This is a genomic window from Nocardiopsis tropica, from assembly GCF_042660575.1.
Classification (GTDB): Bacteria; Actinomycetota; Actinomycetes; order Streptosporangiales; family Streptosporangiaceae; genus Nocardiopsis; species Nocardiopsis tropica.
In genome coordinates this window covers 29432-46938 of the sequence record NZ_JBHSUF010000005.1, presented here as the reverse complement: position 1 = coordinate 46938, position 17507 = coordinate 29432, and the positions used below count along the sequence as shown (strand labels likewise).

The 17507-nt window shown below is 74.0% G+C and carries 16 protein-coding genes; 7 read left to right on the top strand and 9 right to left on the bottom strand.

The genetic code is table 11. The features are described from left to right. Positions 1–258 precede the first annotated feature (258 nt). On the top strand, positions 259–1626 hold the full coding sequence (locus ACFQBR_RS09495; RefSeq protein ID WP_267946553.1) for a serine/threonine-protein kinase: 1368 nt from the start codon (positions 259–261) through the stop codon (positions 1624–1626). A gap of 31 nt (positions 1627–1657) precedes the next feature. On the opposite strand, the gene ACFQBR_RS09490 is transcribed toward ACFQBR_RS09495, so the two are convergent. The 3 genes from ACFQBR_RS09490 to mca all read right to left on the bottom strand — a co-directional run bounded on the left by ACFQBR_RS09490 (position 1658) and on the right by mca (position 5058). After that, the gene (locus tag ACFQBR_RS09490; protein WP_344184707.1) at positions 1658–3736 is read right to left on the bottom strand and encodes a thioredoxin domain-containing protein; all 2079 of its coding nucleotides are present in this window, start codon (positions 3734–3736) and stop codon (positions 1658–1660) included. 162 nt (positions 3737–3898) lie between these two features. Next, on the bottom strand, positions 3899–4174 hold the full coding sequence (locus ACFQBR_RS09485; protein WP_267946555.1) for a hypothetical protein: 276 nt from the start codon (positions 4172–4174) through the stop codon (positions 3899–3901). A gap of 5 nt (positions 4175–4179) precedes the next feature. Continuing rightward, positions 4180–5058, bottom strand: a complete 879-nt coding sequence (gene mca / locus ACFQBR_RS09480) for a mycothiol conjugate amidase Mca (RefSeq protein WP_267946556.1) — start codon at positions 5056–5058, stop codon at positions 4180–4182. Positions 5059–5214: 156 nt separating this feature from the next. On the opposite strand from mca, the gene ACFQBR_RS09475 reads away from it, so the two are divergent. The 3 genes from ACFQBR_RS09475 to ACFQBR_RS09465 all read left to right on the top strand — a co-directional run bounded on the left by ACFQBR_RS09475 (position 5215) and on the right by ACFQBR_RS09465 (position 7086). After that, on the top strand, positions 5215–5655 hold the full coding sequence (locus ACFQBR_RS09475; RefSeq protein ID WP_267946557.1) for a DUF4307 domain-containing protein: 441 nt from the start codon (positions 5215–5217) through the stop codon (positions 5653–5655). Between the two features lie 141 nt (positions 5656–5796). Continuing rightward, on the top strand, positions 5797–6297 hold the full coding sequence (gene greA / locus ACFQBR_RS09470; protein ID WP_267946558.1) for a transcription elongation factor GreA: 501 nt from the start codon (positions 5797–5799) through the stop codon (positions 6295–6297). A 228-nt stretch (positions 6298–6525) separates the two neighbouring features. Then, positions 6526–7086 (top strand): RDD family protein, encoded by a 561-nt coding sequence (locus tag ACFQBR_RS09465; protein WP_267946559.1) that lies wholly within the window; start codon positions 6526–6528, stop codon positions 7084–7086. 83 nt (positions 7087–7169) lie between these two features. Here ACFQBR_RS09465 and ACFQBR_RS09460 read toward each other — a convergent pair whose 3' ends face one another. Next, on the bottom strand, positions 7170–8477 hold the full coding sequence (locus ACFQBR_RS09460) for a hypothetical protein (RefSeq protein WP_344184706.1): 1308 nt from the start codon (positions 8475–8477) through the stop codon (positions 7170–7172). A gap of 240 nt (positions 8478–8717) precedes the next feature. Continuing rightward, entirely contained in the window at positions 8718–9869 is a 1152-nt protein-coding gene (locus ACFQBR_RS09455) for an FIST signal transduction protein (RefSeq protein WP_267946561.1), read from the bottom strand. 244 nt (positions 9870–10113) lie between these two features. Between ACFQBR_RS09455 and ACFQBR_RS09450 the strand changes: the two genes are divergently transcribed. Continuing rightward, positions 10114–11523, top strand: a complete 1410-nt coding sequence (locus tag ACFQBR_RS09450) for a sigma 54-interacting transcriptional regulator (protein WP_344184705.1) — start codon at positions 10114–10116, stop codon at positions 11521–11523. A 301-nt stretch (positions 11524–11824) separates the two neighbouring features. Continuing rightward, complete coding sequence (locus ACFQBR_RS09445) at positions 11825–12997, top strand: vWA domain-containing protein (protein ID WP_378552866.1); 1173 nt, start codon at positions 11825–11827, stop codon at positions 12995–12997. A 188-nt stretch (positions 12998–13185) separates the two neighbouring features. On the opposite strand, the gene ACFQBR_RS09440 is transcribed toward ACFQBR_RS09445, so the two are convergent. Both ACFQBR_RS09440 and ACFQBR_RS09435 read right to left on the bottom strand, forming a co-directional pair. Continuing rightward, on the bottom strand, positions 13186–13998 hold the full coding sequence (locus ACFQBR_RS09440; RefSeq protein WP_344183439.1) for a GntR family transcriptional regulator: 813 nt from the start codon (positions 13996–13998) through the stop codon (positions 13186–13188). Between the two features lie 8 nt (positions 13999–14006). Beyond that, positions 14007–14738 carry a GntR family transcriptional regulator gene (locus ACFQBR_RS09435; protein WP_267946565.1) on the bottom strand — a complete coding sequence of 244 codons (732 nt, stop codon included), beginning with the start codon at positions 14736–14738 and terminating at the stop codon, positions 14007–14009. Between the two features lie 304 nt (positions 14739–15042). Here ACFQBR_RS09435 and ACFQBR_RS09430 point away from each other — a divergent pair, with 304 nt between their 5' ends. Then, positions 15043–15282, top strand: coding sequence for a hypothetical protein (locus ACFQBR_RS09430; protein ID WP_344183441.1), 240 nt, complete (start codon positions 15043–15045; stop codon positions 15280–15282). Positions 15283–15484: 202 nt separating this feature from the next. On the opposite strand, the gene ACFQBR_RS09425 is transcribed toward ACFQBR_RS09430, so the two are convergent. Both ACFQBR_RS09425 and ACFQBR_RS09420 read right to left on the bottom strand, forming a co-directional pair. After that, positions 15485–16630, bottom strand: a complete 1146-nt coding sequence (locus tag ACFQBR_RS09425; protein ID WP_344183443.1) for a cystathionine gamma-synthase — start codon at positions 16628–16630, stop codon at positions 15485–15487. A gap of 100 nt (positions 16631–16730) precedes the next feature. After that, positions 16731–17471, bottom strand: coding sequence for an acyltransferase (locus ACFQBR_RS09420; RefSeq protein ID WP_344183445.1), 741 nt, complete (start codon positions 17469–17471; stop codon positions 16731–16733). Positions 17472–17507 lie beyond the last annotated feature (36 nt).

The following is a 17507-nucleotide window of genomic DNA, read 5'->3' as shown; positions in this document are numbered from 1 at the left end:
CCCATCGGTTACGAGGGTCACACGTCAACGGGACGTCCACGGATCCCCTTCGGCTCCGTCCTCGCGAAGCTTCGCATCTCGCCGCGACCATTCGCATGGCGCACAGAACCCGTCGGGGGCTCCCCCCAGTTTCCACGCCACGGGGGTCTCGGCGCTACCCGGAGAGGGGATCATATCCGCGGGAGACAACATGAAGGCGTAGATGGTGTATTAGTGGGCAACGAACGCGTATCCACCCCCCTAGACACCGAGGCGGAAATGAGCCAACCGGAGGCCTTCGGACGGTACCGCGTCATCCGGCGCCTGGGTTCCGGCTCCTTCGCCACGGTCTGGCTGGCGCAGGACGATCTGCTCAACTACCCGGTGGCCATCAAGGTACTCGCCGAGAACTGGGCGCACCAGATGGACATCCAGCACCGGTTCCTGGAGGAGGCGCGCATCCTGCGCCAGACCGACTCCACGTGGCTGGTGGCGGTGCACGACGTCGACGTGCTGCCCGACGGGCGCCCCTACATGGTGATGACCTACGCCGACCAGGGAAGCGTGACCGACCTCATCCGCCGGGGCCAGCTGCCCCTGGACGAGGCCCTGCGGCTCCTGACGGAGATCGGCCAGGGCATCACCGTGCTGCACAACCACGGCACGATCCACCGCGACATCAAGCCCTCCAACGTCCTGCTCCAGTCCTCCCCCGTGGGGCAGCGGGTCCTGGTCGCGGACCTGGGGTTCGCCAAGGCCATCGACGAGGCCTCGGGGTTCACGGCGGCGGCGGGCACCCCCGGCTACATGTCGCCCGAGCAGAGCATCCCCGGCGGCGACCTGGACGTCCGGTCCGACGTGTACTCGCTGGGCGCGGTCGCCTACGAGCTGATCACCGGGCGCCCGCCCTCCCGCCCGCCCGTCAAGGTCCCGCCTGGCCGGATCCGGCCAGGCCTGCCCCGCGCCCTCGACGAGCTCATCCTCTCCGCGCTCTCGGTGGACCGGGAGAGCAGGCCGGCGGACGCCAAGACCTTCACCGACCGCGTCAGGGCGATCCGTACGGAGCCCGACCTGCCCAAGGCGGACCCGTGGTGGCAGCGCTACCAGATGCCCTGGCGGCGCACGGTCACCCTGGCGGCCTCCCTGCTGCTGGTGGCGGCGGGCGCGACCGCGTCCACCGGCGCCCCGGGCATGGCGCTGACCACGGTGAGGGACGCCAGCCAGAACATCCTCGTGAACGTGCCCTCGGTGTGGGCGCGCGAGTTCCACACCGACCTCGCCGCCGGTCCGGCCGCGGCCGGGGCCGGCGCGGGACCGGGGCTGCTGGTGGCGACCGACGCGGACGACTGGCACTCCACCGAGGTGCCCTCCTACGGGGTGTACGCGACGGTGATGCCCGGCTCCCGCAGGCTCAGCGGCGTCTCCGGGGCCGACCCGTGCGGGGGCTCCCCGGAGGAGCGCGAGCTGCACACCCCCACCTGGGAGGGCACCGTGTGGGACTGGCCCGAGTGCAACGGCGGCGGCGCGTTCACCAGCGCCGCCGTGCACCAGCCGGGCGTGCCCACGACCGTGTACATGGAGATCCGGCAGCCCGCCTACCGCCCGGACGTGGTGAACGACATCATCGGCGGCACCCGGCTGGTCTGACCGGGGGGCGCGTGTCCGCGCCCCCCGGCGGTCAGGGCGTCCGGGAGAGCAGCTGGGCCCGGAGCTCCTCGGGCGAGGTGACCGGGAGCTTGCAGACGAACCCCTCGCACACGTAGGCGGTGGGAGCTCCTCCGACCCGCACCCGGTCGCGCAGCAGCGGCACGCCGCCGTCGTCGAGGCCGTCGCCCCGGGACAGCGCCGTACCGAGGGGCGCCCAGGTCAGGGCGGTGCGCACCAGCTCCTCCGTCCGGGGGTCGCCGGGGTCGCCGACCACCGCGACGGCGCGCGGCCCCGACAGTGCGGCCTCGCCCGCGGCCAGGCCCCACCCGGCGAACCGCGCCGCCTTCTCGGCCAGCAGTGCCACCGGCGCCAGGGCGCCCTCGGCCGCCGTCCTGTGTCGTTGCGAACCGGTCAGCGCGGCGTGGGTCACGAGCGCGGACGCGGCGGCGGAGCGCCCCGAGGGGGTCGCGTTGTCGGTGGGGTCCTGCGGGCGGCTGAAGAGCTTCTCCGCGTCGTCCGCGGTGTCGAAGAACCCGCCCGCGCCGTCGCCGAAGTGCTCCAGGACGGCGTCCAGGAGCTGTCCGGCCCCGTGCGCGTAGCGCGGATCGCCGGTCACCCCGTGCAGGGCCAGCAGACCCTCCGCCACGTCGGCGTAGTCCTCCAGGACCCCGGCGCTGCCGCCCGCCCTTCCGTCCCGGGACGTGCGCACCAGGCGGCCGTCCCGCAGGTGGACGGTGAGCAGCAGCTCCGCCGCGTCGCGGGCGGCCTCCACCAGGTCGGGGCGCTCCAGCAGCGCCCCCGCCTCCGCCAGTCCGGCGATCGCCAGCCCGTTCCAGGCGGCCACCACCTTGTCGTCGCGGGCGGGAGCGACCCGCTCCGCCCGGGCGGCCAGCAGGGCCTCGCGGACCCGCTGGAAGCGCCACGTGTCGGCGGGAGGGACCGGCAGCCGGAGCACGGAGGCGCCCCGCTCGAAGGTGCCCTCCTCCGTCACCTCGAACACCCCGGCCGCGAAGGCGGCGTCGTCCGCGTCCAGGACCTCGCGCAGCTGGGCGGGGGACCACACGTAGTAGGTGCCCTCCTCGCCCTCGCTGTCGGCGTCCAGCGCCGAGGCGAACCCGCCCTCGGGGGTGCGCAGGTCGCGCAGCATCCAGTCGGCGGTCTCCTCCGCCACCCGCAGCAGCAGGGCGCGGGTGGCGGGCTCCGAGGTCCCGGCGCCCCGGCGGACGGGGCGCCGACCCATGCGGAGGTAGGCGCGCAGCAGCAGCGCGTTGTCGTACAGCATCTTCTCGAAGTGGGGCACCACCCACGCGCGGTCCACGGAGTAGCGGGCGAACCCGCCTCCGAGCTGGTCGTACAGGCCGCCCCGGGCCATGGCCAGGGCGGTGCCGGTGGCCATCAGCCGTGCGGGGGTGGCCTCGCCCGGGGTCCCGGCGCCTCCGCCGGAGGCCCCCTCTGCGGGGAAGGGCCGGGTGCGCTCGTCCTGCGCCGTGAGGAAGGACAGCAGCATCGACGGCGGGAACTTGGGCGCGTCGCCGAAGCCGCCCTCCGCGCTGTCGTAGTCGCGCACCAGGGCGTGGACGGCCAGGTCCAGCTGGTCGGCGGAGGGCGGCGGCGCGGAGGGCAGGGTGCGCGGGGCGCCGAGCGCGTCCACGACCCGCTTGCCCTGGTCGAGGAGTTCGGGGCGCTTGTCGCGCCAGGCGGTCGCCACGCCCTCCAGCAGCCGCTGGAAGTGGTCGCGCGGGAAGTAGGTCCCGCAGTAGAACGGGGCGCCCTCGGGTGTGGCGAACACGGTCATGGGCCACCCGCCCTGGCCGGTCATGGCCTGGGTGGCCTCCATGTAGACGGCGTCGACGTCCGGGCGCTCCTCGCGGTCCACCTTGACGTTGACGAAGTGGGCGTTCATGCGCGCGGCGGTCGCCTCGTCCTCGAAGGACTCGTGGGCCATCACGTGGCACCAGTGGCAGGCCGCGTAGCCGACGGAGACGAGCACGGGAACGTCGCGCCGGCGCGCCTCCGCGAAGGCCTCCTCACCCCAGGGCCACCACTCCACGGGGTTCTCGGCGTGCTGCAACAGGTACGGGCTGGTCGCTTCGCTCAAGCGGTTGGACATGCCCCCACTGTGCCACCCGCGGCCCGGGTCCGCCCGGTTCGCCCCGGAGCGGGAGCCCCCCTCCCGGAAACCGCCCCGCCGGGTCATGGCGGGGAACGGTCCCCGGGGAGCGCTCCCGCCGCCCCGGGGCCCCGCGGGACCGGCCGCCGGGCTCCCGGGGCGTCAGGCCCTGGGCTCCCCGGCGCCGTCGGGGGCGGCGGAGGCGGCCACCCCGGCCGCCCCGTCGTCGGAGGCCCGGGCGGTGCCACCGGCCTCCGGCGACCCGTCGCCCTCCTTGGGCAGGGCGCGGAGCTTGCCCGTCAGGCTCCTCATGAGGAAGTACAGCACGACGCCGATCGCGAAGATGACGAGGAAGCCCATGACCCCGGGTGTCACGGTGTTCTTGTCCAGCGAGAAGTCGTTGGCCGCCACCGCCGCGGAGGTGAGAAGGGTATTCATGCCGCTCATACTCTCACTGCTTCTCGGACACCCGCGAAGAGGTCCTTCTCAGGGACCTCGGTGTCCACCAGCGAGCGCACCAGGTGGTAGTCCTCGGTCGGCCAGGCCTCGGCCAGGACCTCGTTGGGGACGGCGAACCAGAAGCCGTTCGGGTCCACCTGGGTCTCGTGCGCCTTGAGCGCCTCGTTCGCGACGTCGAACTGCTCGCTGCAGTGCACCCGGGTGGTGATCTCCCACCTGGGGTACTCGCGCTCGTTGATCCGCTTCATCCAGTCCTCGAAGGGGTTCTCGATGCCGCGCTCGGCCAGGACGGTCGCCAGTGCCTCGAACCGCTCCGGCGGGAACGAGACGAAGTAGTACAGCTTCAGCGGCTGCCAGGGGTCCCCGGCCTCCGGGTAGGCGTCGGGGTCGCCCGCGGCGTCGAAGGCGTGCATCGACACCTTGTGGGTCATGATGTGGTCGGGGTGCGGGTAGCCGCCGTTCTCGTCGTAGGTGAGGATCACGTGCGGGCGGAACCGGCGGATGGACTCCACCAGCGGCGCGGAGGCCTCCTCCACCGGCAGGGTCGCGAAGCACCCCTCCGGCAGCGGCGGCAGCGGGTCGCCCTCGGGCAGGCCGGAGTCGACGAACCCGGCGAACTCCTGCTGGATGCCGAGGATCTCGCGGGCCCGGTTCATCTCCTCGCGGCGGACCGCCGCGATGTTCTCGCGGATCTCGGGACGCTCCATGGCGGGGTTGAGGATGTCGCCTCGTTCGCCACCGGTCATGGTGACGACGAGCACGTCGACGCCCTCGTCCACGTAGCGCGCCATCGTGGCCGCGCCCTTGCTGGACTCGTCATCGGGGTGGGCATGGACGGCCATAAGCCGCAGGCGCTCGGACAACGAAGGGTTCTCCTTGACTCGGTGAACACGGGCACGGGGCGTGGCTGTCCGGCCTCCCCGGGGCACGGCTTCGACGACTCACGCACGGGCCGCGTAGGGGGGCTGGCAGGTCGGGGATATCTTAGACAACACCGTCCCCTTGTTCGGAGATTCCCGATGCAGCCCACCCCGGAAGAAGACGCCGTGAACAGTGCCGACACCCCGGCCGACACGGCCGAACCCGTCGCGCCCGCGCTACGCAGGCACCACGGCAACGGCCCCGTCTTCTTCGTCATCGCGACCGTGTTCGCGGTCCTGTGCGCGGTCGGCTGGGGCTACTCCGTGATGAGCTACAGGGGGCTCGGGGGCGGCGTGTACCACCAGGTGGTCTCCTACTCCCTGGAGTCCCCGGACGAGGTCACGGTCAACTACGAGGTGAACAGCCGGGACGGGGCCGAGTGCCTGATCGTGGCACTGGACGAGCAGCACGTCGAGGTGGGGCAGAAGCGCTCCGAGGCGGAGGCGGGGAACCGGATGGTCACCGCGACCGTTGAGACGGTTCGTCAGGCTTCCGCGGTACAAGTGGCCTCGTGCAGGGAACAAGGTTCGCAGGACTGATCGACCGATCCCTCCCCGCACTGGTCCCCGGTGCCGCCGCCACGCCTGCGAGATCCCTTGTGCCACCACACACGGTGATATTCTCGTAAGTTCAGCTTCGGCCGCCTGGTGGCCCTTGCTACTAGTACACAAGGAGTTCCAGTGACCCAGACCCGCGATGACAACGTCACCTGGCTCACCCAGGAGGCGTATGACCGGCTCAAGTCTGAGCTGGACACCCTGTCGGGCCGTGGGCGGATCGAGATCGCGGAGAAGATCGAGGCCGCCCGCGAGGAGGGCGACCTCAAGGAGAACGGCGGCTACCACGCCGCCAAGGAGGAGCAGGGCAAGATGGAGGCCCGCATCCTCCAGCTCACCGGGATCCTGCGCACCGCACGCGTCGGCGAGGCCCCGCGCACCGAGGGCGTGGTCGGCCCCGGCATGACCGTCACCGTCAAGTTCGACGGGGACGAGGAGGAGGTCACCTTCCTGCTCGCCTCCCGCGAGGAGAGCGGTTCTCCGATCGACGTGTACTCCCCGAAGTCCCCTCTCGGGTCCGCCATCAACGGCAAGCGCATCGGTGAGAGCGTGAGCTACACGCTCCCGAACGGCAAGAGCCTGGGGGTCGAGATCATCGACGCCGTCCCCTACAGCGGCATGTGAGGCACAGGCGGAACAGGTTGGGGGGCGGCCGACGGCCGCCCCCCGCCGCGTTCGGGGAGTCCCGCGCCGGCCGCGCGGACCGGTGCGGTCGGAGGTTCTGGGGCGCCGCGACGCATCCGTCCGGGCTCCCGGCGCGTCGTAGTCTCTGAGTACCGGGAGGCCCGGCGGGTCCGGCCCGCGGCCTCCTGCGCCCTTCCCCGACCGACGAACAGAGGAACCGACCCCGCGATGCCCACCCCCCACTGGAACCCCCAGGAACCCCGGCCCGGTTCGTACGTCCCGACCAGCGGCTGGGGACCGGCGTCCGCGCCCCCGGGCGCCGACCGGGGAGGACCGGGGACGGTCGGCCTGGGGCGCCGCCTGGCCGCCCGAGCCATCGACTACGCGCTGGTGGTGGTCGCCGCCTGGGCGTTCTTCCTCTTCATGGCCCTGGTGACGGCGGTGCTCACCCTGGGCGCCGACACCACCGACGCCCAGGGGGAGCTGTGGGCCCTGCTGTTCTTCTTCGGCTGGGGCCTGCTCCTGTTCTTCTACGACTGGCTGTACCTGGTCGCCTGGGGGCGGACGATCGGCAAGATGGCGGTCGGCATCAGGGTGGTGAGCGCCGCGGACGGGGGGAGGCTCACCCAGGGCCAGGCCCTGGGCCGTGCGGCGTTCTTCGGCCTGCCCCAGACCCTGCCGCTGGTGGGGAACCTGTTCTCCCTGGCGGAGGCGCTGCCCATCCACTTCGACCCCCGGTCCCGCGCCCTGCACGACAGGGCCGCCGGGACGGTCGTCGTCCGCGTCTGAGCCGGGGGCGGCCCGGGTCCGCCCCGGCGCGGTCCGCGGCTTCCGGCGGAGGCCCCGGGGCGCCGGGGCCTCCGTGCCGGGGGCTACCGGCGGGCGCAGTCGGGGGCGTCGGCGCCGCCGTCGGCGAACGCCGCGGGGACGTAGTTGCCGGGGCCGATCCGGTACCAGGCGCTGCTGGTCCCGAACGGGCCCGTCGCCTCGTCCCCGACCGTCTGGCAGGCGACGTCGACGTTGGCCTTGTGCGCCGCGAGCCCCACGGGGTCGTGTTCCAGGCCGGGGCCGCCGCGCACGACCACCGGGTCGCTCTGGGTCACCGTGGTGATCTCCGCGCGCTGCCGGTAGTCGGCGGTCCACAGGTAGTCGACCTCCACCCAGGCGTTGGTGGGGAGCTGGAGCCCCTCCCGGAAGGCGCCGTCGGCCAGGTCGATCCCGGCGGGGTTGCGGACCTTGCGCCCGAACCCGTCCAGTCCCCCGTTGTACCCGTCCGTGTACGCCGCCTCCGCCTGGGGCAGCCCCCGCTCCAGGTCGTTCCAGGACTCGCGGTCCTCGTTCCAGTGGTCGTCCCCGGTGTTCCAGGGGCCCACGTCCCAGACGGGGAGGTAGGAGCAGCGCGGCTCGTGCTCGGGGGTCTCGTTCTTGCCCTCGGGACCCAGGGCTCCCGTGGTGCACACCCGCACCGTGTACTCGCCGCCGCCCCGCGTGGCCAGGCCTCGACGGGAGGGCAGGGCCACGAAGTGGTCGTCCTTCCGGACCGTGTGGCCGTTGGCGGTGGTCCCGCCCACCAGGCCGATGCGCGTCGCGAAGAGCCGCGCCGAGAACGGTTCGGCAGGCCGGGCTCCGTGGGCGCCGCCGTCCCGCTCCCCACCGCCCGGTCGGCCCGCGCCGCTCGCGAGCGGGCGCACCCGCAGACCGGTGAGGGCCGTGTCACCGCCCTCGACCTCCACCCGCAGCTGCACCTGGGTGACGTCCTCGGGCAGGGTCACCCGGCCGCCGCTCCCCGGTGCGGGGTACCACTCGGTCCACATCCCGTCCGGGCGGACCCCCCGCACCTCGGCCAGGAGGTGCTCGACGTCGCCGTCCGCCCGCACCCGCACGTCGACGGAGTCGGTGGGCCCGTCCAGGGCCTGCTCCGGGAAGGTCGCCAGGCCCGTGCGGCCGCGCTGCCCCTCCCTGCGCAGCGAGGCCCCGCCGCCGTCCGCCTCACCGACGTCCGTCCGCAGGGCGCCCGACTCCAGCACCAGGCCGACCCGGTCCGCGGAGTCCAGGTCCTGTCGCAGCCAGCCGCCCTGCGCGAAGGCGGGCGCCGGCGCCGCGAGGGGCACGAGGAGCGCCGCGGCGCCCAGGGCCGCCAGGGTCCGGGCGGTGGTGCGCTCGCACCGTCTGTCCGACATCTGTACCTTCCCTCACCAAACACCGAGAGTGATCAAATCAGTAACTCTCAGTAAGAGCCCTGGTGTGCGCACACTCAAGGAGCTTGTGGCGGGTGTTGGTGTTACGGCAGTAAAAGTCCGGCTCGCAGCCCGGGGGCGGCCGTGGGCCGACCAAGGCGCTGCCGGTCCCGGCGCCCCGGCCCGCCACGGACACGGGGTCACGGCGGAGGAACGGGGCCGCGGACCCCTGCGGCCGACGCGCTAGGCGAAGGCGAGCAGGCAGGCGGTGAACCCGTGCACGTGGTTGACGCCGCCGACCGGCCCGATCTCCCCCGCCGCGAAGAAGCCGGCGACGGCCTCGACGCCCAGCACGCGGTGCACGGCGAGGACGTCGTGGTCGGCGTGGGGGAAGAGCGCGGCCCCGCGGCCGTTGCAGGAGAAGAGCAGTCCGGCGCCGACGGCGTGCTCCGCCCCGAAGTCGGCGAGCCGCCGGGCGAGGTCCTCGTCCGCGGTGCCCGCGTCGCGGACCTGGAAGCGGACGGTCTGGCCGACGTCCACCATGTCGCCGACGGTGAGCCCGCCGAGCTCGGGATCGGCCCCGACCACGCTGCGGATCAGGAAGTCGCCCTGCCCGTGGTGGTCGGCGTACTCGTCCATGGCGATGCCGAGGTGCAGACCGTGTCCGGCGAGTTCGCGGTCCTCGTCCGAGAGCTCCTCGACGAGCTCCTCGAGCTTGTCGTAGGCGTTGACCCCCGCGAGTTCGAGGATGAGGTTGCCCTCGGACTTGGTGACGGTCATCGCCGGGCCGACGGGGCGGCAGCCCTGGCTGACGACGGTGCCGAGGACGTTGGCGCCGCCGAGCAGGAGGCCGATGGCCCCGTGCTCCGCGACGTCGCCCTCGCAGAACAGGCGGACGGACTCCTCCCCCCGCATGCCGTCGGCCATGCCCCCGACGAGGGGAAGCCCGTTGAGCGCGACCGTGGACTCGCGCACGAACGCCTGGGTGGGGAACTCGTAGGGGTTGGTCAGCAGGATGGCGGCCCGGTCGTCGGGGCCGGGCTCGCGCATGCCGACGACCGCGAGGTGGTCGCCCTCGATCACGGTGTCCAGGCGGAACGGGGTGATCTCCACCCCGGGCAGACCGGCGCACCACACGCTCACCGAGCCCTGCCCCTCGACGCCGCGTCCGCCGCCGATGACCCCGGTGGAACTGCACCCGAGGGTGGTCGCGCCCCCCGCCAGAGCCATGACGCGCTTGCCCGCGAGGGTGACCTCCTCGGGGTCGGCGCCGCAGACGAAGAAGCACACCAGGTCGGCCGCCCCGTCGACCTGCTCCAGAGCGCCGAGGACGGCGCGCTCGGCCGCGTTCACGAGGTCGGCCCCCGTCGTCAGTGCATTGCCGAACCGTGCCACCAGCCGCCACCTCCGGTTTCACCGGCCGCCCGGGCCGTTCGCAGGACTCCACCGTCACGTCCCATTCTTCCATCCCGGCGGCCACCGGGGGATCTTCCGGTGAACAGGGCCGGGCACCGGCACCGGTGGCGGGGCCGCCGGACGGGGACGCTCTGATCGGGGTCCCTTTCCCCAGCCGGGCCGCGGAAACCCCGGGCGGGGGATACTCCCGTCACCCCGCCCCGGTTGCGGATAGGTTCGGAGGGTGAGCGCACCCCCCGAACTCCCCCGGACCCGCGCGGCGCTGCGCGAGTACGGCCACGTCCACCGTTCCGTCTCCGCCGAGGTGCGGGAGAACCTGCTCCGCCTGATGGGCTCCGGCGGACCTCGCTTCCCCGGGGTGCTCGGCTTCGACTCGACGGTGCTCCCGCAGGTGGAGCGCGCCCTGCTGGCCGGGCACGACCTCGTGCTGCTCGGCGAGCGGGGGCAGGGCAAGACCCGGCTGATCCGCTCCCTGGTGGGCCTGCTGGACGAGTGGTCCCCGGCGGTCGCCGGGTGCCAGGTGAACGACCACCCCTACGCGCCGGTGTGCCCGGTGTGCGTGCGGCGCTCGGCGGAGGAGGGGGACCGCCTGCCCGTGGTGTGGCGGCACCGGCGGGAGCGGTACGGGGAGAAGCTCGGCACCCCCGACACGGGCGTGGGCGAGCTCGTGGGCGACGTGGACCCGGCCCGGCTGGCCGAGGGGCGCTCCCTGGGCGACCCGGAGACCGTCCACTACGGCCTCGTGCCGCGCGCGAACCGCGGCGTGTTCTGCGTGAACGAGCTCCCCGACCTGCCCGCCCGCGCGCAGGTGGCCCTGTTCAACGTGCTGGAGGAGCGCGACCTCCAGGTGCGGGGCTACAGCCTGCGGCTCCCCCTGGACCTCCTGGTGGTCGCGAGTGCCAACCCCGAGGACTACACGAGCCGGGGCCGGATCGTCACCCCGCTCAAGGACCGCTTCGGCGCGCAGGTGCGGACCCACTACCCGCTCACGCTGGAGGACGAGCTGGCGCTGGTGCGCCAGGAGGCGGTGCTGCCGGAGGGCACGGCGGTGCCCGCCCACGTGTGGGAGACCGCGGCGCGGTTCACCCGGCTGGTGCGCGCCTCCAAGCGGGTGGACGCCAGGTCGGGGGTGTCCGTGCGCTTCGCCGTCGCGGCGGCCGAGACGGCGGCGGCGTCGGCGCTGCGCCGGTCCGCCCTGACGGGCGGGGAGGCCCCGGTGGCGCGCGTGTGCGACCTGGCGGCGGCGGTGGAGCCGCTGCTGGGCAAGGTCGAGTTCGAGCTGGGGACCGAGGGCCGGGAGCCGGAGGTCCTGCACGCGCTGCTGAGACGGGCGACGGCGGAGGCGTTCCGGGAGCGGCTGGGCGGGACGGACCTGTCCGCGCTCGTCGAGCGGTTCACCGGCGGCGCCACCGTGGAGTCCGGCGACCTGGTGGGCGCCGCCGAGCTGCTGCGCCGGGTCGGCGCCGTGCCGGGGCTCGCGGCGATGATCGCCGGCGCCGCCCCGGAGTCGGAGGACGGCCCGCCCACGCCCGGCCTGGCCGCCGCGGTGGTGGAGTTCGCGCTGGAGGGCCTGTACCTGGAGCGCCGCCTGTCCAAGGACGTGCTGCCCGGCGGCGGGGTCTACCGGTTCTAGGCCGTGCCCCGCGGGTCGTTCCGGGCCCGCGTCCGCCGGGCTGCCTCCCGCCGCGCCGACCGCGCCCGGACAGCAGGCCCGGGCCGGCCCTCGCCGCTCGTCCAGCGGGAGAGGGCCCGGCGACCGCTCGCGGTGGTCGGCGCAGGCGCCGAGCCCGCCGGGAGCACCCGCGGACCACGCCCCGGGCGGCCCGGCGCGACCGCTGGTCCACCGGGACCGGCGCCGCCGGAGCGCGCACCGGGCGTAGGGTCGTGGCCGACGCGCCCGGTCGGTGGGCCGGGAGGATCGGGGGGCGGCACGGGTGAGGTTCCGGTACCGGGAGTACGACGGCGGACCCGATCCCCTGGACGGGCCGGAGGAGGAGCCCCGGCCGCCGGAGGGGACCGCCGCCCCGCACGAGAGGCCGGTCGGCGGCGCGGACCCCGCCGCCGGGCCGGAGCCGCTGGAGTCCCCGGCCCTGGAGGGGGTGCGGATCAGCTACGGGGAGGACGGGCCCGCGGCCCCGGACGGAACGGCCGCCGTCGCCGCCGGCGGGTGGGGGGACGGCTCCTCCCGCCCGCAGGTGCCCGGGGACCCGGCCGCGCCGGAGGACGGCGCCGGGAGGGACCGGTCCCGGCCGGAGCCGCCGGGCTGGGGACCGCGCGAGATCCGTCGGCTGGGCGAACTCGCCCTGCGCGACATCGAGGCGGCGGGGCGCCGGCGCGGCGTCCGCGGCGGCGGCCTCCGGGGCGGCGCCGGACCGGGCGGCGAGGCGACCGGCGGCCACCTGCCCCGCGACGAGGCCGGGGACCTGGCGCTGGACGCGGTCGCCACGGCGCGCGAGGCGGTCCTGCGCCGGGCGCGGCCCGGGGAGCGCTCCGCGGTCCTGCGCCCGCAGGACGTGCGGGTGGTGGAGACCGAACCGGCGGAGGCCGCCGCCGTGGCCCTGCTGGTGGACCTGTCGCACTCGATGACGACCCGCGGGCTGCACGGGGCCGCCACCGGGACGGCCCTGGCCCTGGACGCGCTGGTCCGGGTCCGCCGTCCCCGGGACAGGCTGCGGCTGGTCGGGTTCGGGGACAGGGCTTGGGAGATGACCCCGGCGGAGCTGGCGGCCCACGACTGGAGCCGCGTCCCGGGCACGAACCTGCACCACGCGCTGCGGCTGGCGCGCGGCCACCTGCGGCGCCACCGCGACCTGCGCCCGCAGGTGATGGTGGTGACCGACGGGGAGCCGACCGCCCACCTGGGCGAGGACGGCGGCGCGCGGTTCTCCTGGCCGCCGGATCCCCGCACCGGGGAGCTGACGCTGGCCGAGCTGGACGCCGCGCTGCGGGAGGGGGCGGAGGTGGCGTTCTTCGTCCTGGCGGACGATCCGCGGCTGCGCGCGTTCCTGGAGCGCGTGGAGCGGTGCCGGGGCGTCCGGGTGGTGCGCGCCGACGCCGGGGGGCTGGGCCCCCTCGTGGTCGACCGCTACCTGGGGCGCCGGGGCTGATCCTGCGCCCGGGGGCGCACGGACCGGCGGCGCCGGGCAGGGGTGCGGCGCCCCGGCCGGTCCGGGGCGCGGAGGGCAGGCCGTGCGGAGGGCAGGTCGTGCCACCCGCGCCGTCCCGCGGGCGGCGGGCCCCGTTCGCGGGGTCCGCGCCGGGCGGTCCCGCCGTGCCCGGGCCGCGGCCGCGCGGGTCAGCGCTCGAAGATGTTGACGTCCGAGGCCATCAGCAGGAGTTCCTCGGGCGCCCGGCCCCCGGAGTAGAGGAGCTGGTGGCGGTTGGCGGGCATGACCGTCTCGGTGAACCTCAGAGGGGTCTCCCCGTCGTAGGCGACGCGTTCCTGGACGAGCAGGGGGATCCCCGGTCCCAGGCCGAAGGACTCGGCCTCGTCCTGGGAGGGCATCCGGGCGCCGACGATGTCCCAGTTCCAGTCCTCCCGGTAGCCGAGCTCCTGGAGCACCGCCGCCACCCCCTGCTCCAGCCGGTCGGGGGACATGAGGGGGGTGTTGTTCGCGATGCTGAAGGGGAAGTGGGTCACCTGGGACTGCCACAGGCTGCCCTCGACGAACCGGTCGGAGGCCCGGATGACGACCAGCCCCCCGTGGGGGCCGTCCCCCGCGTCGCCGCGGCGGAGCCGCCTGGCCACCTTGGGCCGCATGGTGTCGAGGCTGACCTTGATCTTCTCGTCGATCTGGTCGTATCCGGCCTCGCGCAGGTGCGGCTGGTAGCCGGCGTCGAAGCGTTCGGAGTCGCTGCCGCCCGTGATGGGGGTGGCGAGGTGGACGATGGGCCGGTGGTCGGCGACGAAGGCCCCGCGGCCCGCCTGGATGGCGATGCGGCCCTCGTCCTGGAGGATCCGCATGCCCAGGCGCGCGGTGGCGCGGGAGACGTCGAGCTGCTCGGCGAGCTCCTCCTCACCCGGCAGCCGTTCTCCCGGTTTGTAGTCGCCCCTGGTCAGCGCCGCCCGCAGGTGGTCCGCGACCTCGGTCTTCCTCGACGTGCTCATGCGTGTGCTCAGTCCCGGCGGTAGGCGTTCATGTTGCCGTGTTCGTACTGGTAGCGGATGCTGTGCCCCGCGTAGACCGTCTCCACCACGCGGATCGGCCTCTCCTCCGAGAGGTCGGTCCTGTGGACCTCCAGCACCGGTACCCCGGGCGGGAGTTCGAGCTGCCCGGCCTCGTGGGGGCTGGGCATGCGGGTGGTGAGCTCGTCCACGAAGCCGACCTGGCGGTGGCCGTGGTCGGCGAGCACGGCGAGGGCGCTCTCCACGTCCTCGGGCAGCATGAGCGGGGTGCCGTTGACGAGGTCCATGGGGTAGTGGGCGGAACTGACGGAGCCCGAGATCTCACCGGAGAACCGGTACATCCGGCGGACGACCGTCATGTCGCCCTCGGGCACGCGCAGGCGGCTCGCGATGTCGGGGGTGGCGCTGAGGAGCTGGAGCTCCTCCAGCATCTGGCCCGTCATGCCGGATTCGTTGAGCCCGGCGGAGCCGTCCCTGGTGCGGTTGGCGTAGAAGGTCTCGGGGACGACGTCCTGGACGAAGTGCCCCCTGCCGGGCCGGCTGACGATCAGGCCCTGGTTGCGCAGCATGCCCAGGGCCAGCCTGATCGTGTTGCGGGAGGCGTCGAAGCGCTCCTCGAGCTGCTTCTCCGAGGGCAGCTGCCCGCCGAGCGGCAGGCTTCTCTCCTGGATCTCGCGCCTCAGAGTCCGCGCGATCTGTCGATATCTGCTTTCTGCCCGCATAAGTCAGCCCTCGCTGGGGTACTAGACCAACAACCTAGCTTGTACCAACAAGGTGATCGGTACACCAACCGAACAGGTCCATCCGGTTCTGCTGAACCTATCGTAGGTGAAGGCCACCCCCAGTACACGGTGTCGCCGCCGATGAGACACCCGAAAGAGCAGCGCACGGCGGACCGCAACCCGCCGGGCCGCACACCCGAGCACCACCGACAACGGATACAGCACTCGTGAGACACCACCTCGCGCCCCCTCACCCCGCACGGGGGCGTGCGAAGCACTAGAGACTTCCCCTGAGGAGACCAGCATGATCCCGATCGCCGTCACACTCGTCGGAGTCGTCCTTCTGGGCCTGGCCGTGGGCTTCCTGCTCGCCGTCTCCATCGGCATCCGCCGCCGGGACAGCCGGGGCGCCTACCGCTCCCTGCGGGGCGACGACCCCATCGCCCTCTCCCGCACCGGCAGCCTCGTCGTCGGGCTCCGCTTCACCAACGAGAAGCCCGACGGGACCGCCCCTCCCCAGGACCGCGCCTCCACCCCGGCCTGAACCGGGAGGCCGTGAACGGCCGCACGGTGCACCCGCCGCACGGCGCGGGGGCACACCGGTCGACAGCCCTTCGGGGCACCGCGGCGGCGGGCCCGCAGGAGAGCCCGCCGCAGAGAAGCCACGGCATCGGGGACGCGGCCCCGGAGACGCGCCGTGACGGGCCCGGCGGCGACGCCGGAGGGCCCGCACGGCGGATAACCCCTTACTCCCCCAGGGCCTGGAGCAGGTCCGCCACCAGGTCGGCGCCGGACTCGATGCCCACGGAGATCCGCACCAGGTCGGCCGGGACCTCCAGCGGGGAGCCGGCGGTGGACGCGTGCGTCATCCGCCCGGGGTGCTCGATCAGGGACTCCACCCCGCCCAGGGACTCGCCCAGCGTGAAGACCTCGGTCCGCTCGCACAGCTCCAGCGCGGCCTTCTCCCCGTCGCGCAGGGCGAAGGAGACCATCCCGCCGAAGGCCCGCATCTGCCGCTCGGCCACCTTGTGCCCGGGGTGGGCGTCCAGCCCGGGGTAGTAGACCCTGCGGACCGCGGGGTGGCCCTCCAGCACCGCCACGACCTGCTCCGCGTTGGCGCTGTGCCTGTCCATCCGCACACCCAGGGTCTTGACCCCGCGCAGGGTCAGCCAGGAGTCGAAGGGCCCCGGCACGGCGCCCATGGTGTTCTGGTGGAAGGCCAGCCGCTCGCCCAGCTCTGCGTCGGAGACGACCAGGGCGCCCCCGACCACGTCGGAGTGCCCGCCCAGGTACTTGGTGGTGGAGTGCACGACCACGTCCGCGCCCAGGGTCAGCGGCTGCTGGAGGTAGGGCGAGGCGAAGGTGTTGTCGACGACGTGCAGCGCGCCCGCGTCGTGGGCGATCTGCGCGACCGCCTCGATGTCGGTGATGTTCAGCAGGGGGTTGGTGGGCGTCTCGGTCCAGACGACCCTGGTCTCGGGCCGGACGGCCGCGCGCACCGCCTCGGGGTCGGACTGGTCGACCGCGTCCCACCGCACGCCCCAGCGCTCGACCACCTTGGAGACGAGGCGGAACGTGCCGCCGTAGGCGTCGCCCGGGATGACGATGTGGTCGCCCGGCGACAGGACCGTGCGCAGCAGGGTGTCCTCCGCCGCCATCCCGGAGGCGAACGCGAGGCCGCGCGTACCGGCCTCCAGCGCCGCCAGGCACTCCTCCAGCGCGGCGCGCGTGGGGTTGCCGGTGCGGGAGTACTCGTACCCCTGGCGCAGCCCGCCCACCCCGTCCTGGGCGTAGGTGCTGGTCTGGTAGATCGGCACCACCACGGCGCCGGTCCCGGCGTCCGGTTCCTGCCCCGCGTGGATGGCCAGTGTTTCAAACCCGTCGAACTTCATGGGGCCACAATAGTGCCCGCGGCCTCCCCGGAACCCGTGTTCAGCTGGGCCGGAGCGCTCCGGACGGGGCCCTTCGCCGGGGCGTTCCGCCCGGCCGGGGTCAGACCGGCGGGAAGCGGGTGGCGGACCCCGGCGCCGGCGGCTCCACCGGGATCTCCGGGGGCAGGCCGGCGACGGGGGTGGGCACCCGGGTGGGGGTCCCGGTCTCCCGCAGCGGGGGCTCCCACCCGAGTTCGGCGTCGTAGGTGCGCACGACCTTGCCGGGGACGCCGGCGATGACGGCGTGGTCGGGGTAGGCGCCGGGGCGGACCACCGTGCCCGCCGCCACGACGGAGTTGCGTCCCAGGTGGACCCCGGGGAGGATGACCGCGTTCGCGCCGATCCAGGTGCCGTCGCCGATGCTGACGGGGTCGTCCACGGGCCACTGGAGGCCGACGGGGATCTCGGTGTTGGCGTAGGCGTGGTTCTGGTCGGTGATGTAGACGTAGGGGCCCGTGTACACGTGGTCGCCGATGTCCACGGACTTGTGGGCGACGATGTGGGAGCCGCGGCCGATGGCGCAGCCCGACCCGATCCGCACGACGGAGCCCTCGCCCAGGTCGTAGTCCGGGCCCATCCCCGCGGCGAGGGTCATGTCGCCGCCCAGGACGGTGTGCACGCCGATCTCGATCCAGGGCTCGCCGTAGAGGGTGGCCGTGGGGAAGGCGATCGCGGAGCCCGTCCCGAAGCGCGCGAACTTCCGGGCGGCCGCGGAGCCGGCGCGGATTTCGGCTCTGGTCCGGGCGTAGGACCAGACGGAGCGGATGATCCAGGACAACAGCCGAGACACGCGTGCTCCCATTTATTACCTGCCAGTAATACTGCCGCGAACATTAGC

Excerpts from the sequence above, each read along its gene's own strand:
- ACFQBR_RS09495 (WP_267946553.1), top strand. The coding sequence starts at position 259 with ATGAGCCAACCGGAGGCCTTCGGACGGTACCGCGTCATCCGGCGCCTG.
- ACFQBR_RS09490 (WP_344184707.1), bottom strand. The coding sequence starts at position 3,736 with ATGTCCAACCGCTTGAGCGAAGCGACCAGCCCGTACCTGTTGCAGCAC.
- ACFQBR_RS09485 (WP_267946555.1), bottom strand. The coding sequence starts at position 4,174 with ATGAATACCCTTCTCACCTCCGCGGCGGTGGCGGCCAACGACTTCTCG.
- ACFQBR_RS09475 (WP_267946557.1), top strand. The coding sequence starts at position 5,215 with ATGCAGCCCACCCCGGAAGAAGACGCCGTGAACAGTGCCGACACCCCG.
- ACFQBR_RS09465 (WP_267946559.1), top strand. The coding sequence starts at position 6,526 with ATGCCCACCCCCCACTGGAACCCCCAGGAACCCCGGCCCGGTTCGTAC.
- ACFQBR_RS09460 (WP_344184706.1), bottom strand. The coding sequence starts at position 8,477 with ATGTCGGACAGACGGTGCGAGCGCACCACCGCCCGGACCCTGGCGGCC.
- ACFQBR_RS09440 (WP_344183439.1), bottom strand. The coding sequence starts at position 13,998 with ATGAGCACGTCGAGGAAGACCGAGGTCGCGGACCACCTGCGGGCGGCG.
- ACFQBR_RS09435 (WP_267946565.1), bottom strand. The coding sequence starts at position 14,738 with ATGCGGGCAGAAAGCAGATATCGACAGATCGCGCGGACTCTGAGGCGC.
- ACFQBR_RS09430 (WP_344183441.1), top strand. The coding sequence starts at position 15,043 with ATGATCCCGATCGCCGTCACACTCGTCGGAGTCGTCCTTCTGGGCCTG.
- ACFQBR_RS09425 (WP_344183443.1), bottom strand. The coding sequence starts at position 16,630 with ATGAAGTTCGACGGGTTTGAAACACTGGCCATCCACGCGGGGCAGGAA.
- ACFQBR_RS09420 (WP_344183445.1), bottom strand. The coding sequence starts at position 17,471 with ATGGGAGCACGCGTGTCTCGGCTGTTGTCCTGGATCATCCGCTCCGTC.